General features: G+C 40.4%; 14 protein-coding genes. 10 read left to right on the top strand and 4 right to left on the bottom strand.

Going from position 1 to position 16,230, the window contains the following annotated elements; all coding sequences use genetic code 11:
• Window positions 1-41 precede the first annotated feature (41 nt).
• From nusB to yajC, 3 genes are read left to right on the top strand one after another with little or no spacing between them, the layout of a single operon-like run.
• Window positions 42-950 carry a transcription antitermination factor NusB gene (gene nusB, locus ACX3PZ_RS01515; protein WP_459084738.1) on the top strand — a complete coding sequence of 303 codons (909 nt, stop codon included), beginning with the start codon at window positions 42-44 and terminating at the stop codon, window positions 948-950.
• Between the two features lie 5 nt (window positions 951-955).
• Window positions 956-1,399, top strand: a complete 444-nt coding sequence (locus ACX3PZ_RS01510; protein WP_459084736.1) for a DUF1573 domain-containing protein — start codon at window positions 956-958, stop codon at window positions 1,397-1,399.
• A gap of 3 nt (window positions 1,400-1,402) precedes the next feature.
• Entirely contained in the window at window positions 1,403-1,732 is a 330-nt protein-coding gene (gene yajC / locus ACX3PZ_RS01505; RefSeq protein ID WP_459084734.1) for a preprotein translocase subunit YajC, read from the top strand.
• A 91-nt stretch (window positions 1,733-1,823) separates the two neighbouring features.
• Here yajC and ACX3PZ_RS01500 read toward each other — a convergent pair whose 3' ends face one another.
• Together ACX3PZ_RS01500 and aspS are read right to left on the bottom strand one after the other, a co-directional pair.
• Window positions 1,824-4,103, bottom strand: a complete 2,280-nt coding sequence (locus ACX3PZ_RS01500; RefSeq protein WP_459084733.1) for a GH92 family glycosyl hydrolase — start codon at window positions 4,101-4,103, stop codon at window positions 1,824-1,826.
• Window positions 4,104-4,171: 68 nt separating this feature from the next.
• Entirely contained in the window at window positions 4,172-5,920 is a 1,749-nt protein-coding gene (aspS, locus tag ACX3PZ_RS01495; protein WP_459111845.1) for an aspartate--tRNA ligase, read from the bottom strand.
• 207 nt (window positions 5,921-6,127) lie between these two features.
• On the opposite strand from aspS, the gene ACX3PZ_RS01490 reads away from it, so the two are divergent.
• Complete coding sequence (locus ACX3PZ_RS01490) at window positions 6,128-6,298, top strand: 30S ribosomal protein THX (protein ID WP_459084729.1); 171 nt, start codon at window positions 6,128-6,130, stop codon at window positions 6,296-6,298.
• A gap of 22 nt (window positions 6,299-6,320) precedes the next feature.
• Here the strand turns inward: ACX3PZ_RS01490 and ACX3PZ_RS01485 are convergent, their stop codons facing one another.
• Complete coding sequence (locus ACX3PZ_RS01485) at window positions 6,321-6,971, bottom strand: DUF937 domain-containing protein (protein WP_459111844.1); 651 nt, start codon at window positions 6,969-6,971, stop codon at window positions 6,321-6,323.
• 71 nt (window positions 6,972-7,042) lie between these two features.
• Window positions 7,043-7,561: a DUF2480 family protein gene (locus tag ACX3PZ_RS01480; protein ID WP_459084726.1), complete on the bottom strand. Its 519-nt coding sequence runs from the start codon at window positions 7,559-7,561 to the stop codon at window positions 7,043-7,045.
• Window positions 7,562-7,984: 423 nt separating this feature from the next.
• Here ACX3PZ_RS01480 and lpxB point away from each other — a divergent pair, with 423 nt between their 5' ends.
• The 6 genes from lpxB (at window position 7,985) to rlmD (ending at window position 16,207) form a co-directional block, all read left to right on the top strand.
• Entirely contained in the window at window positions 7,985-9,103 is a 1,119-nt protein-coding gene (gene lpxB, locus ACX3PZ_RS01475; RefSeq protein ID WP_459084725.1) for a lipid-A-disaccharide synthase, read from the top strand.
• Between the two features lie 192 nt (window positions 9,104-9,295).
• The gene (locus tag ACX3PZ_RS01470; RefSeq protein WP_459084724.1) at window positions 9,296-9,949 is read left to right on the top strand and encodes a succinate dehydrogenase cytochrome b subunit; all 654 of its coding nucleotides are present in this window, start codon (window positions 9,296-9,298) and stop codon (window positions 9,947-9,949) included.
• A 16-nt stretch (window positions 9,950-9,965) separates the two neighbouring features.
• Window positions 9,966-11,978, top strand: a complete 2,013-nt coding sequence (locus ACX3PZ_RS01465) for a fumarate reductase/succinate dehydrogenase flavoprotein subunit (protein WP_459111843.1) — start codon at window positions 9,966-9,968, stop codon at window positions 11,976-11,978.
• A 135-nt stretch (window positions 11,979-12,113) separates the two neighbouring features.
• On the top strand, window positions 12,114-12,881 hold the full coding sequence (locus ACX3PZ_RS01460; RefSeq protein WP_459111842.1) for a succinate dehydrogenase/fumarate reductase iron-sulfur subunit: 768 nt from the start codon (window positions 12,114-12,116) through the stop codon (window positions 12,879-12,881).
• A 139-nt stretch (window positions 12,882-13,020) separates the two neighbouring features.
• A complete protein-coding gene (locus tag ACX3PZ_RS01455; protein ID WP_459111841.1) occupies window positions 13,021-14,517 on the top strand; it encodes a TlpA family protein disulfide reductase in 1,497 nt (498 codons plus the stop codon).
• A gap of 286 nt (window positions 14,518-14,803) precedes the next feature.
• Window positions 14,804-16,207 (top strand): 23S rRNA (uracil(1939)-C(5))-methyltransferase RlmD, encoded by a 1,404-nt coding sequence (gene rlmD / locus ACX3PZ_RS01450; protein ID WP_459084719.1) that lies wholly within the window; start codon window positions 14,804-14,806, stop codon window positions 16,205-16,207.
• The last annotated feature ends 23 nt before the right edge of the window (window positions 16,208-16,230 follow it).

The following is a 16,230-nucleotide window of genomic DNA, read 5'->3' as shown; positions in this document are numbered from 1 at the left end:
CCGCTTCTTTTTTCTATCTTTGCAAATTAAAAGTTCTTTGAATGTTAGGAAGAAGGCAAATTCGTGAAAAAGTAGTAGAAAACCTCTATTCATATCGGCAAAACCCGATTCAATATGAAATTTTGGAGAAAAATATGTTTTCTGAAATTGAAAAGATTTTCAATTTGTACGTATATCAATTGAATTTTTTGGTAGCACTCAAAAGTCTAGCAGAAAAGCAAATTGAAATTGGGAAAAACAAGTATATCAAGTCCGAAAATGATTTGAATCCCAATCAAAAATTTGTAAACAACCGTATACTTGGTCTTATTGAAGAGAATACAGAAAGATTGAATTTCACTTCGAAGCATCAAGAGTTGCAATGGGAGTTACACGACGATTTGCTTGTGAAAACCTTCCAAAGGATGACAGCAGGGAAGCGATACCAAGATTTCATGAGTTTGGATACGCATAGTTTTGAGGACGATCAAAAGTTCATTGGAAAACTATTCCTACGCTATGTCGCCGAAAATGAAGATTTTCACGATCGTTTAGAAGAAAAGGAAATGAGCTGGGCCGATGATTTTCATATTGCGAATTCTATGGTACAGAAAACCCTTGGGTTTTTAAAGCCAGATCAGCCAAGTCATACGCTTATAAAGATGCTAAAGGATGACCAAGATAAATCCTTTGCTCGTAAGATCCTATGGGAAGCGATAAACAAGTGGGAGCAGACAGAGCAGAAGATTAAAGACAGGCTGGAAAATTGGGATTTAGAACGGATTTCCTTGATGGATAAAATCATTATCGTTGCAGGAATCACAGAGTTCGATTATTTCAAAGCTACGCCTTCAAGGATAATTATCAATGAATACGTTGAAATTTCCAAAATTTATGGCTCAGAAAAATCCCATATATTTATAAATGGAATATTAGATAAATATTCAAAAGATACGAACCGAATAAATTAAGAAAAATGAAAAAAAGTATTTTAATTCCGATGGTATTATTTTTGGGTTTAGCTTCTTGTAAAAAAGACCAAACACCAGAACAATTAACAACAACCGCAGAATCTGAAGCTCAAGTGGCTGCGCCAGCAGGTCCTCTAACAAGCCTTGCTTTGTCAGAAGCGCATTGGGACTTTAAAGATGTGAAAAAAGGAGAATCTGTTGATCACGTATACGAGGTTACCAACACAGGGGAAAACCCACTCATTATCTCAGAAGTGGTTCCAGGTTGTGGTTGTACTGCGCCGGAATTTACTAAAGAACCAATTCTCCCTGGAGAAAAAGGGCAAGTAATGCTAAGATTTGACTCTTCAAGCTTTGACGGATTTCAAAACAAACAAGCACAAGTTTTTGCAAACGTAGAAAGTTCGCCAGTTATTATTTCTTTTACGGCTAACGTTACAAAACCTTAATTTATGTTGAATGTATTTTTACAAGCAGACCCAGGAGAAGGCTCTATGATGCCTACTTTGGTGATGTTCGGACTCTTCTTTGTTTTCATGTATTTTGTGATGCTACGCCCACAAATGAAAAAGCAAAAGAAGGAGCAAAATTTTCAAGGCTCTCTTAAAGTGGGACAGCGTATTGTAACCACTTCAGGAATGCACGGAAGAATTGCTCAAGTAGAGGAAGATGGAATCGTAATTGAGACGCTTTCCGGTAAACTTAAATTTGAAAAATCTGCCGTTTCTCGCGAATTTACTGCGGCTCGTTTCCCAGAGCCGGGAGATGTGAAAACGAAATAGATCGATCTATAGAAATTGAAAAGCCTGCGAAGAGTAACTCTTTGCAGGCTTTTTTTATTTTTCCTTTTTGAGGTGTCTACACCCCGCCAGGTTACATTTTCGGTTTAGAACTCATTCTAAATAGCAAAGTGCCACCTTGAGTCAATTGCTTGTGATTCACGAAAGGGGTTTCTATCTTTTTCCCGTTCCATAAGACTTCTTTCACATAGACATTCTTTTCCGATTGATTTTCAGTTTGAATATGCAAGGTTTTTCCATTTTCAAAGTTCAGTGTAGCCGATTTCACTAGAGGGCTACCCAGGGCATACTCGTCAGAACCTGGCAAGACGGGATAAAAACCAAGTGAGGAAAAGATATACCAAGCAGACATCTGTCCGGCATCGTCATTTCCGCAAAGGCCATCAGGTAGATCATTATACATCGTACGAAGAATTCCTCGCACACGCATTTGCGTTTTGTACGGTTGGTTCGTCCAGTTGTACAAATACGGGATGTGGTGACCGGGTTCATTCCCATGTACATAATTCCCTATGATTCCGTCTCGTGTAATATCCTCGTTTTTTTCGATGTACTTATCCGCAATTTCTGTGGTGAAGATCTCATCGAGGTGAGTGGCAAATTTGGTTTTGCCCCCCATCATGGAGATCATGTGAGGAATGTTTTGTGGAACATACAGTCCATAGTTGAAGGCATTTCCTTCAATGAATCCTTGCCCATGCGTGTCCATAGGATCAAACTCTTTTTTGAACTGACCATTGGCTAAACGCGGATGCATGAAGCCTGTCTCGGGATTGTAAACATTTTGGTAGCTTTCCGCTCTTTTTAAATAGGTTTGTTCGGCATTTTTATCACCTGCCAATTGCGCAATTTGGGCGATAGCCCAATCGTCATAGGCATATTCTAATGTTTTCGACACTGAAGCACTGCTTAGGTCTTCCGGCACATAACCGTATTTTAAATAGGACTCAATTCCGTCATAGTAGAAAAGATTTGAGGAATGGATTGCGGCATCTAGTACTCGTTTAGGGTCTAGGGTAGTTGTGCCTTTTTTAAGGGCGTCTGCTAGGGCAGATACAGAATGGTATCCAATCATACACCAGTTTTCATTGGCATAATGAGACCATATGGGCAAAGCCTTATGAACGCTTTGGTCATAATGAGCCATCATCGAATGCATCATATCGTTGTTACGAGCGGGTTGAATCAAATTGTACAAAGGATGCAATGCTCTGTACGTGTCCCAAAGGGAAAAAATACTATAGTTGGTAAAGCCATCGCTGGTATGCAAATTTTGGTCTAGCCCAAGATAAGTCCCATCGACGTCTTCGTAGACGATCGGCGAAAGCATAGTGTGGTAGAGTGCTGTGTAGAAGGTTCGCTTGTCTTGTGGAGTTAAACTAGTGACTTGCACTTTAGAGAGTTCTTTTTCCCACTTTTTTTCTGTGATTAATTTTTGTTTTTCAAAGTCCCATCCTGGAATTTCCTGTTCCAGGTTTTTGAGTGCACCGGCCGTGGATGTATTAGACAGAGCAAATTTAACTTTGAGCTCTGGATTCTCGTTCGTGTCAAAATTGAAGTAGGCTCGAATTTCTCTTCCTGCGAATTCAGGGAAATTTTCATTTTCATTGAATTTTCGATAAAAACCATTGTAGACAGGGGTGTCGTAGCGTTTTCTACCATAACTGGTAAAAGGTTGTGAAAATTTCATAGCAAAATACACTTTCCTGGTTCTTGCCCAGCCTGTCGTTTCTCGATAACCCACAACGGTGTTATCGTTCTCTACTCGAACAAAAGTCCAAACATTTTTTCCTTCAAAATTGTAGATATTGTGCATCAAATCTAGAATCAGATGCGCTTTATCGGTTTTAGGAAATGTATATTTATGGAATCCTACACGTTCTGAGGCGGTAAGTTCCGCTTTAATATTGTAGTCTTTCAAGTTTACGGTATAATAACCAGGACTTGCTTTTTCACTTCCTTTATCATACTGTGAATGGTAACCGCTTCGAGGCTTATCCACTTCGCCAGGTTCTAGTTGGAGCTCTCCTGTGGTGGGCATGACTAAGAAATCGCCCAAATCACTATGGCCCACGCCACTGAAATGGGTATGAGCAAAGCCAAAAATGGTTGAATCCTCGTATTGGTAACCCGCTGTATAGCGATACGTGAGTGGGTTGTACTTTCCGTCCAGAGCATAAGGCTGCTGGTTTGTACTTGGGGAGAGTTGGACCATGCCAAAGGGCGCTGCAGCACCTGGAAACGTATGTCCCATGGTTTTCGTTCCAATAAATGGATTTACATAAGATGTCAGTGATTGCGCTTGGATCATTAGGCTAACAAATAAAATGGGAAGTAATTTTATGAATTTCATTGAACAAATTTGGTCAAAAATAAGAAATCCCAGTCAATGACTGGGATTTCTTAGTGAATTATATTTCTTTATTCCGAAATTTTTAAATGCAGTTCCTCCAGCTGAAGATCCGATACAAGGCTCGGCGCATCAATCATTACATCTCGACCTGAATTGTTTTTTGGGAAGGCAATGTAATCTCTAATCACTTCGTTTCCATCTAAAATGGCCACTAATCTATCGAAGCCAAAGGCCAAACCTGCGTGAGGAGGGGCTCCATATTTAAAGGCATCCATTAAGAATCCGAACTGTGATTGTGCTTGTTCTTTAGTGAACCCTAGAAGATCAAACATTTTGCTTTGCAATTTTTGATCAAAGATTCGTACAGATCCCCCACCGATTTCATTTCCGTTAAGGACCAAATCGTACGCATTTGCTCTTGCCCTTTCGGGTGCAATTTCCAGAAGAGAAATGTCTTCCGCTTTTGGCGAGGTGAATGGATGGTGCATCGCATGGTAGCGATTGGATTCTTCGTCCCATTCTAGGAGTGGGAAATCCACTACCCATAGGGGGGAGAATTCATTCGACTTACGAAGACCAAGTTGATTTCCGAGCTCCATTCGAAGAGCGGACAGTTGGGTTCTTACTTTTTGGTGTTCGCCGCTTAGCACTAACATTAAATCTCCCGGTTTCGCACCGAACTTTTGGGCGATTTGTTTTAAATCCTCTGGAGTAAAGAATTTGTTGACAGACGAGGTTAAGGTTTCGTCCAATTGGTATTTAACCCAGACCATTCCTGTGGCTCCGATTTGGGGACGTTTGATCCATTCAACTAACGCATCAATTTGCTTACGTGTATACTCTGCGCATCCTTCTACGTTGATTCCTACAACAAGGGGAGCCTGGTCGAAGATCGGAAAATCTTTGCCTTTCATTTCTTCATTTAGTTCCACGAATTCCATCGCAAACCGGATGTCAGGTTTGTCATTTCCGTAACGGGTCATTGCCTCTTGGTAGGTCATTCTTGGAAAAGAACCGAAGGTTTTACCCGTAATGTCTTGAAGGAGCTTTGCTGTTAAGCCTTCGAATATTTCCAGTACTTCTTCCTGTTCAACAAAAGCCATCTCACAGTCGATTTGCGTGAATTCAGGTTGTCTGTCTGCACGTAAATCTTCATCTCGGAAGCATTTCACGATTTGGAAATAGCGGTCCATACCACCCACCATTAATAACTGCTTAAAAGTTTGAGGCGATTGAGGAAGTGCGTAAAATTGACCAGGGTTCATTCGGCTTGGGACGACAAAGTCTCTTGCACCCTCAGGAGTTGATTTAATAAGTACGGGAGTTTCCACCTCAATGAATTCTTTATCCGTAAGATAGTTTCTTACTTTTTGAGCCATCTGATGGCGGAAAATTAATTTGTTTTTAACCGGATTTCTTCGAATGTCTAAATAGCGGTACTTCATTCGAAGTTCCTCTCCTCCGTCCGTTTGATCTTCAATGGTAAAAGGGGGGAGTTCGGAGGCGTTTAAGATTTGCAATTCTTTTACTAAGATTTCAATCTCGCCGGTCGGGATCTTTGGATTTTTTGAGGCTCGTTCAATCACGGTGCCTTTAATTTGAATCACATACTCGCGGCCGAGTTTCTTTACACTCTCCATTAATTCCTCCGTAGAACGCTCCTGATCAAAAACCAATTGCGTGATGCCATATCGGTCTCTTAAATCGATCCAAACCATAAAACCTTTGTCTCGGATGGTTTGTACCCATCCGGATAGTGTTATTTCCTGGTTTAGATTCGTTAGAGTTAACTCTCCGTTAGTGTGCGTTCTGAACATAAATGTAGGTCTTAATTTAAAGGGACAAACTTCTAAAATAAAGTGAAAGTTTTCGCGGGCAAAGATACGGTATTTCGTGAGAATTGAGAAAATTGGAGTCCGGAAGATTCGCAAGCTCTCGAGGTGGGATTGGATTTTAGGACAGGAGGCAAAAGATATTCATTAAATATTTTGTAACTTTGGATAACAACCACAAAAACATTTTATATGGGAAAAGGAGATAAAAAAACAACCAAAGGAAAACGAATCGCAGGGAGTTATGGAAAGTCACGCCCAAGAAAAGCAAAAACAGCCACGGCTGAGGCAGTGGTAGAAAAAGTTGCAACACCGAAAGCTGAAAAGCCGAAGGCAGTGAAAAAGAAAAAAACCGAAGAATAATCTTCGGTTTTTTTTATTGGGTTTAGCCTCGTCCGAGAATACTTCCTAGTAGTCCTCCAAGTCCGCCTTTGTTTTGTTCTTTCGTATCGGATGCTAATACCCCTCCAAGCAAATCTTCTAATGGATTCGAGCTAGAGTTTTGTGTCGTAGATCCTAGAACTTGGCCTAAAATATCGTTCAGTGGATTGTTTCCTCCTTGAGCCTGTTGCTGAGCTTGACCTAAGATTCCACCGAGAAGGTCCCCAATGCCTCCTGAATCTACATGGTTCGATTGTTTTTGGTTTCCTATGTAGCCCATGATTACGGGGGCAAGCATCGATAGAATAGGGCCAATTTTGTCCATTGAAATCCCTGTGTTTTGAGAAAGTTGGTTTTCAACCTGTGTCTTTTGCGAGCCAAAAATATGGTCTAAAATAGAAGATCCTTCTTGTTCTCTTGCGTCAATCTGCGAAAGGTCATTTAAAATACTTCCGTCATGATCCTTGTCCAACGCATTGCTTAAAGACTCCGCTTCTGCTTTGTCCTTTGTCTTGTTTTTTAGATAGGAAATTACCACAGGTGCGGCTACAGCGAGAAGCGCAATAATTTGATTTTTAGAAATCCCGAATTTGTTTTCCGCGCGTTGCGCAACTTGATTCCCTGCATTTCCAGCGATTAGATCTAGTAAGCTCATAGTTGTTTTGGTATTTGATTATAAAAAGATATTAGCAAATATTGTACCTACCTTTCCAGAAGCATTAGGCTTTACCCCGCTTTATTTTTGAATATCGGTACATTTGAGCAGGCTTCGCCGAACATCATAGATTTTGCAATGGGTTTGAGTTTTTGAACGAGCTCTATGTATGCATTTTCTGGAATATCAAAATCACTGCATCCTTTAACGAGCATTCTTTTTCCTTCATACGTACTAAAGTCGGTGGATTCAATGGCTTCATGAAGTAGGAGGACTTCCAAATCTTTTTCGTTTCCAAAGATCACCTTCTTTGCGTGCCCTGTTAGTTTCGAGGCAATCAAAAAATAGGCCCATAAAGGGACAATCGCATCCACTGAATTGTATACATATACATAGGTGTCTTGGAATTCAGTGGGATCTAGATTTTCTACTTTCTCACGAAAATCTTTTTCTTTTAAGATTAATTCCTGAAATAAAAAATCTTTAATATCAAGTCCCACACGTTTTCCTACGGGCACCAGTGAAGCTATATCAAAGTTTATGAGTCCACTTTCAGCTATTTTGTTTTTGATTTCAAATGTTTCTTCCATCTCTTCAGTTTTTGAACTTGAGGGTGCTTTTTAAAGCGCCATCGAGTGTTTGTTGTGCCTGCAATTTCCATTAAACGGAACAAGGACCTTCTAAGCATCCTAATGCAGTGTGATTTTGAACTAAAAAAGTTCAGTTCATTTTCCTTCACAAAGATACAAAATCAAGAATGGAATGAGATATTCAGACTTTGCCTTTTGAGGTTTCAAAAAAGGAGCAGATTTTAAAGGTTGGCAGAAATAGGTTTTCGAGAAAGCACTCAAACAAAATTAATAGTATGGACTTGAAAAGTAGGCTCGGGGCTCAGTTTTACATAAATATCAAAAATTAGCAATAACTTTGAAACCTTAATTGTAAATTGCAATCGCGAGGTTCTTGCCATTTTTTTAGGGATTTTCGCCAACATCATAAATCATCAGATACTCATGAAATATTATATTATTGCGGGAGAAGCCTCAGGGGATTTGCACGGCTCTAATCTAATCAAGGCACTTATTCAAAAAGATTCCAATGCTGAGTTTCGATTTTGGGGCGGAGATCTTATGAAGCAAGCGGTTTGTGTTGAGCCCGTAAAGCATATTAAGGACCTTGCCTTTATGGGGTTTCTAGAAGTGGTTTTAAACCTCAAGACCATTTTAACCAACATTCGATTTTGCAAAAATGACATTAAGTCCTACATGCCTGATGTTCTTATCTTGATTGATTATCCTGGATTTAATCTGAGGATTGCAAAGTTTGCAAAAGAGTTAGGGATTCGCGTTGTCTATTATATTTCTCCCCAATTGTGGGCGTGGAAAGAAGGTCGGGTCAAATCCATTCGAAAAGATGTAGATCAAATGTTAGTGATCCTACCTTTCGAAAAAGAATTTTATGAAAAGCACGGTATTCAAGTGGAGTTCGTAGGTCATCCCTTGCTCGATGCAGTGGGGGAACTCGGGCCACTGGACCGAGTTTCTTTCTTAGAGCGCAATGGACTAGGACAAGAACCTATTGTTGCACTTCTGCCAGGATCAAGAGAGCAAGAAGTTCAGAAAATGCTTAAGACCATGCTCTCCGTTCGATCTCATTTTTTAAATTATCAGTTTGTAATAGCGGGTGCCCCAAGCCTTGCCCCAAGTTTCTATGAGCAATTCACAGATTCGAAAGTCCATTTTGTCTCTAATCAAACGTATGATTTGCTGAGAGTCTCGCAAGCTGCGCTAGTGACCTCAGGCACAGCCACCTTAGAGACGGCTCTTTTGAATGTGCCGCAAGTGGTGTGTTATCGAGGAAGTCGAGTTTCTTATGAAATTGCAAAACGATTGTTGAAAAATATTCAGTACATTAGTCTGGTCAACTTAATTATGGAAAGAGAGGTAGTTAAAGAACTAATTCAGAATGAATTGACCGAAAACCTTCTCGTCCTCGAGTTAAAGAAAGTGCTTAGCGGACCTAAGCGTGAGCAGGTTCTCAACGACTACCAAGAGCTTCGAGGACTTCTAGGAGGAAGTGGAGCTAGTGAAAAAGCAGCCGAACTAATCACTACGGCTGTAAACGGAAATTAGAAGGATCCGAGGACAATTTTAGTAGATATCTTTGCGATTTTTGATTGGTTTATCACTAAATTTCATTCTAAGTGCTTAAGTATTAAGGGTTACTATTTAGAAATATTATAAACTAGGCGATTGTGATTTTTCTCACTCGCTTTGACCTTAACAATTTTTTAACTTTGTCAAAATTCAAATTAACATTTTTATATGGGAGGTTTAACTAGTTCTACAATTGGTAGAAAGTATGCAATGGCATTGTCGGCAATGTTTTTGTTGATTTTTCTCATCATGCACTTGGCAGTCAACTTTTTGTCCGTTATAAGTGCCGATGCGTTTAATGAGGCATCGCACTTCATGGGAAATAATCCTTTAATTCAGTTCTTAATGCAGCCGATCTTATTGTTGGCCGTTTTGTTCCACTTCATTATGGGATTTGTTCTTGAAATCAAGAATCGAAAGGCAAGACCTGTTTCGTATGCAGTGAATGGAGCTTCCGCGAATTCCACATGGATGTCACGGAATATGATTATTTCTGGGGCGGTAGTCCTGGTGTTCTTAGGAGTTCATTTGCTTGATTTTTGGTTTCCTACGATTTCAAAAAATTACTTAGGGGCTGAAAGTACAGGTACCGACTTTGATCATTTAAGAGTTCAGTTCTCTGAATTATGGAGAGTGGTTCTTTATGTGGGTTCCTTTATTTTATTAGGTCTTCACTTAGCGCACGGATTCCAATCCTCATTCCAATCCATTGGTGCAAGGCATCCACAATACACGCCAGCCATCAAAGCCATAGGAAATTGGTACTCGATACTAATTCCAGCAGGATTCATCTTTGTTGCGGTATTTCATTTTTTAACATAATAATATCAAAGTAGATATGAATAAATTAGATTCAAAAGTTCCAGTAGGTCCGCTCGAGGACAAATGGACAAATCATAAAAATCATATGAACTTGGTCTCGCCAAACAACCGCGATAAAATTGATATTATTGTGGTCGGTACGGGTCTCGCAGGAGGGTCGGCCGCTGCGACTTTGGCAGAGCAAGGATACAATGTGAAAGCATTTTGCTACCAAGATTCTCCTCGTCGTGCACACTCAATTGCTGCACAGGGAGGTATCAATGCTGCGAAAAACTACCAAGGAGATGGGGATTCCATTTACCGTCTTTTTTACGATACTATTAAAGGGGGAGATTACCGTTCAAGAGAAGCAAACGTTTATCGTTTAGCGGAAGTTTCTGCCAATATTATTGACCAATGTGTCGCTCAAGGGGTTCCTTTTGGGAGAGAATACGGAGGTCAACTTGATAACCGCTCGTTCGGTGGGGTTCAAGTTAAAAGAACTTTTTACGCAAAAGGACAAACCGGTCAGCAACTTTTGCTTGGTGCTTACTCAGCCATGAGTCGCCAGATTGGAAAAGGTAGAATTAAGATGTATAACCGTCATGAAATGATGGACTTGGTCTTAGTGGATGGCAAAGCGAGAGGAATTATTACGCGGAACTTGGTGACAGGTGAAATTGAAAGACATTCTGCTCACGCGGTTGTCATTGCGTCGGGAGGATATGGTAATGTTTATTTCCTTTCTACGAACGCAATGGGTTCAAATGCTTCTGCTGCTTGGAAGATACATAAGAAGGGGGCTTACTTCGCAAATCCTTGCTATGTACAGATTCACCCGACATGTATTCCGGTGCACGGGACGCAACAATCTAAATTAACCTTAATGTCTGAGTCTTTACGTAACTCTGGACGTATTTGGGTACCGAAAAAGATTGAAGATGCCCAAGCGATTAGAGAAGGGAAACTGAAAGCCGAAAATATTAAAGCAGAAGATAGAGACTATTACTTAGAGCGCCGCTATCCTGCCTTTGGGAACTTAGTTCCAAGAGACGTAGCATCGCGTGCAGCGAAAGAACGTTGTGATGCAGGATTCGGAATTGAAAATAACGACACGAAAGAAGGGGTGTTCTTAGACTTTTCTACGGAAATAACGAAGAAAGGAAAAGAAGCTGCCATTGAAAAAAATATTCATAACCCGAGCGATCAACAGATTTATGATCTAGGAAAAGCCTGGGTAGAGGAGAAATATGGGAACTTATTTGTCATGTATGAAAAGATTACTGCAGACAACCCGTACGTAACCCCAATGAGAATTTACCCTGCCGTACACTACACCATGGGAGGTGTTTGGGTAGATTACAACTTGCAATCTACAATTCCAGGTTGCTTCGTTATTGGAGAAGCAAACTTCTCGGACCACGGTGCCAACCGCCTAGGAGCTTCGGCACTTATGCAAGGTCTCGCAGACGGTTATTTTGTTCTTCCTTATACGATTGCCGATTATTTGTCTGCAGACATTAGCACCGGTAAAATCCCAACTCAGACTGCAGATTTTGATGCAGCCGAGAAAGAAATACAAGATCGAATCGATTTCTTTATCAACAATAAGGGAACACACTCTGTAGATTATTTCCACAAGAAATTGGGTCACATTATGTGGAACAAAGTGGGTATGGCAAGAACGCCGGAAGGTTTGCAAGAAGCAATTCGAGAAATTGAAGAAGTACGAAACGAGTTCTGGAAAGATGTGAAGGTTCCCGGAGAAGCCAATTCGATGAACATGGAATTAGAAAAAGCTTTCCGTGTTGCGGACTTCTTAGAATTAGGACAACTAATGGCGAAAGACGCGTTAGAAAGAAAAGAATCTTGTGGAGGCCATTACAGAGTAGACCATTCTACCGCAGAGGGTGAGGCACAAAGAGATGACGAGAATTTTATGTATGCTGCTATTTGGGAGTATCAAGGCCAAGACATCAATGCAGAAATAATGCATAAGGAAGGGCTAGAATACGAGAACATCGAAGTAAAACAAAGAAGCTACAAATAAGTAAGATATGAAAGGATTAAAAACTTTTACCTTACGTAAGGTGAGCAGCGTGAAGACTTCATGGAATCCCGTAATAACTGGTAATTCATGTGGTCGTACTGAGAAATTTAATTCATCTCCTAAACAGTAAAGAAAATGAGTGCAAAAAAAGGACTTAATCTGACTCTGAAGATTTGGAGACAGAAGAACAATAAAACAAAAGGACAATTCGAAGTATATAAAATTTCTGATGTATCGACAGATTCATCCTTCCTAGAAATGCTCGATATCTTAAACGAGAATCTAGTGAATGACGGAAAAGAGCCGGTGGCTTTTGACCACGACTGTAGAGAAGGGATTTGTGGTATGTGCTCGTTATACATTAACGGCCGTCCCCACGGACCTGACACAGGAATTACAACTTGTCAGTTGCACATGAGGATGTTCAAAGATGGGGAAATCATTACAATCGAACCGTGGAGAAGTGCTGCGTTTCCTGTAATTAGAGACCTTGTAGTAGACCGTTCTGCATTCGACAGGATTATGGCTGCTGGAGGTTTTGTTTCCGTGAATACCTCTGGAAACACCCTTGATGCAAATGCAATTCCAGTTCCGAAAGAGGACGCAGACAAAGCGATGGATGCAGCAGCATGCATTGGTTGTGGCGCTTGTGTAGCAACTTGTAAAAATGGTTCTGCAATGTTATTTGTAGGGGCAAAAGTTTCTCAATTCGCACTCCTTCCTCAAGGACGTGTTGAGGCGAAAAGACGTGTTCTTCACATGGTAGAAACTATGGATGAAGAAGGATTTGGAAACTGTTCCAATACTGGGGCTTGTGAGGTGGAATGTCCAAAAGGAATTTCTCTTGAAGTCATTGCAAGAATGAACCGTGAATACATGGGTGCTCTTACAAACAAAGGATAAATTCAAACTATTTATATCGCATATCGTCCCACAGAAGTGGGACGATATTTTTTTTGGTTAAACTTTTCATAAATTCGTGAAATATATTTCGCTGAAACTAGGCAATAGCTTAATTTTGCGCAGTTTGAAAAGATTAATCATGAAACAATATTTGTTAGTATTTGCGATGGCGCTTTTTGCTGTCTCGTGTTCAAAAAAAGTAGAAATCAAAGGGAAATTGACCGGTGGATCCCCTTTAGAACGTGTTGAGATTATAGAAACCTCAAGTGTTAGTACACTTCCGCTGCTCAATATGGGCTTGGATGCCAAAGGAGAGTTTTCAGGCTCGTTTGAAGCCGAGAAAAATGGACTTTACGTCATTACCTATGGTGGAGCATCAAACGTAGTGTACCTTAAAAAAGGTCAGACCCTTGAAATTGAAGGAGTAGGTCTTAGCTTCCCAACGAACTATGTGATCAAGGGAGATGCTAAACCCAACAATGACTTCCTAAAAGATGCACAGACTGGATTTGAAACCTATGCACTTAAAATCAATATGGAAGAGTTAATTAAAAAGGACGAAGCTGCCTTCTTGAAAGATTTCAAATCCATAGAAGATTCTGTGTATTCTATTTTTGAGGCTAGTGCTAAAAAGCACAAAGCCGATTCGGATGTGTTAGACTTCAAAAAGCAAGAGGCGAAAGCAAGACTATTGGGTGTTTTAGACGGATATGCACAAATGCATGGACAAGCCACTCAGAAAGCGGATTTCAAAACCGGTGCTGAATTCAAGAAGGTTAAGGACCAGATGCTAAGCAATAGCGATCAAATGATTCGCGATTACCCTATGTTTAGAGAGTATCAATTGAATCAATTGAATGGTGATTTTCAGAAATACCGTGCAAGTTTGCCCGCCAAAGCACCAGGAGAAGAACTGGTTTCTGAAACGTTTGCAAACTATCTTGAAACAAGAAAAGATCTCTCTGCTACAGCAAAAGATTACTTTTTCTCCTACGTTTTAACTCAAGGAGACTTAAACTTCATGAATAGCAAAAATTACGATCGCATTACAGCTTTGATAGACAAAACGGTTAGCGATTCAAAGATTAAAACGGATTTGAAGAAACTTCAAGTGGTTTTAATGGGTCATAAAGAAGGACAAGCTCCAGAGCTTAAATTGATGGACAAAGAAGGGAAGAGCGTGGTTTTATCCGACCTTAAAACGAAACCTTCGTTTGTTGTCTTCTATGCGTCTTGGAATCCAGGGATTGCTGTTTCGACAGTTCCTGCAATCAAAGCCGTGACAGATACCTATGGCGACAAAGTGAATTATGTGTTTGTCAATTTGGACGATACGAAGGATCAATTCCAAAAAACAAGTACTGCTTTGTTTAAAGATTTCCCAGGGACTCAGTACTGGGTAGAAGGCGGTATTAACGCGAAAGCAGCGAAAGATTTCGGATTGTACGGATTTAAAATTCCAAGTTATGTGTTATTAGACAAAGACGGGAAGCTGTTCGCTAGACCTTTCTTCAGTCTACAAGATCCACAGTTTGGGGAATCCATGGAAAAGCTATCAGGTGTTAAGCAGCCTGCTCCAGAAGTTGCAACCGCTCCTTCTGCAGAGCCAGTATCCGGTGAAGAAGCTGCAAAATAAGAACGGGACAAATTATATAAAAACAAAAAACCTCGCAATTTGCGAGGTTTTTTTATCTAAAACCAGCGATATGCCCACATGTAAAGTGCAAGCATTTTTAAAATAATTAATCACGCAGTTCACAAAGACTTTGAGGACTTTCTGCAATGATGCTTCTATTCTACCAATTAATTACCAGATTTATATTGAATGGGTGCGCTGGCTGGTGGCGAGTCATTTATATAGAGTTGAGTTTGGAAGGCAATTATGTGTTTATTGTTACATCGGAAAAGCTTATTTTTGCCAAATGAAAAAAAGAACCCTTATTCTTGAAAACATTGCTTTAACTTCTGCAGGTGCCAAAGGAGTCGCCGTTGGAAAAACTCCTGAAGGAAAAACTGTTTTGGTTTCGGGCGCAGTGCCCGGTGACGTGGTTCATGCCAGAGTGAAGAAGTCTAAAAGTAAGTATTACGAAGCACAAGTACATGAGCTAGTTCAGGCTTCTCCAGATAGAGTGAAACCAAAATGCATTCATTTCGGAGTGTGTGGAGGATGCAAATGGCAAAATCTCTCGTACGAAAAGCAATTAGAGTATAAGGAGTCAGAAGTTCTTAATAATCTTCGTCGAATTGGTGGTGTTGATAATTTTGATGCTTTGCCGATATTGGGTTGCAATGAGCCCTATTACTATCGCAACAAGATGGAATTTTCCTTTTCAAATTCCCGTTGGCTTACCCAAGAGGAGATCGATTCGTCAGGGAATTTAGGTTCTCGCGATGCCTTAGGTTTCCATATTCCCGGAATGTGGAGTAAGATATTGAATCTAAGCGAATGCCACTTGCAAGAGGATCCCTCCAATGCAATTCGAATTGCCGTGCGCGACTTCGCAATAGAGCAAGGACTAGAGTTCTTTGATCCTCGAAATCAAGAAGGATTTTTAAGAACCCTAATGCTAAGACAAAATTCAAGTGGAGAGTGGATGGTTTTGTTCCAATTGTATAGAGAAGAACCTGAAAATCAAAAAGCCCTATTTGCTTATTTACTTGAAAAATTCCCAAAAATATCAACTTTACTCTTCGCAATAAATTCAAAGGGGAACGATTCCGTTTACGATCTAGACATCCAAACGTACTACGGTAGCGGTTTTCTAATGGAGCAAATGGACGGTCTTGAATTTAAGATTGGACCCAAATCTTTTTTTCAAACCAATTACAAACAAGCATTAGAGCTCTACCGTAAAACCTTAGAGTTTGCGGACCTAAAAGGTGACGAGGTGGTGTATGACCTCTATACAGGGACGGGGACCATCGCCCAGTACGTCGCCCGTTATGCAAAGCAAGTGATCGGTATTGAATCGGTGCCAGAAGCCATCGATGCTGCGAAAGCTCATGCAAAATTAAACGGCCTTGAGAACTGTAGTTTCTACTGCGGTGACATGAAAGAAGTATTCACCGATTCCTTTTTGGAGTCACACCCAAAAGCAGACGTGCTAATTACGGATCCACCTAGAGATGGGATGCACCAAAAAGTAGTAGAACAAATTCTCAAATTGTCTCCTGAGAGAATTGTCTATGTGAGTTGTAATTCTGCCACGCAGGCTAGAGATATTGCACTTATGAAAGACCATTATAAAGTAGTAAAAGTGCTGCCGGTTGACATGTTTCCTCAAACCCATCATGTTGAAAATATTGCCCTATTAGAAAGGCTTTGAGAACAATAATTTTGCTATCTTTA

It is taken from the genome of Chryseobacterium sp. A321, assembly GCF_054489265.1.
The sequence above is the reverse complement of the archived record's forward strand: the minus strand, read 5'-3'. Positions and strand labels throughout refer to the sequence as shown.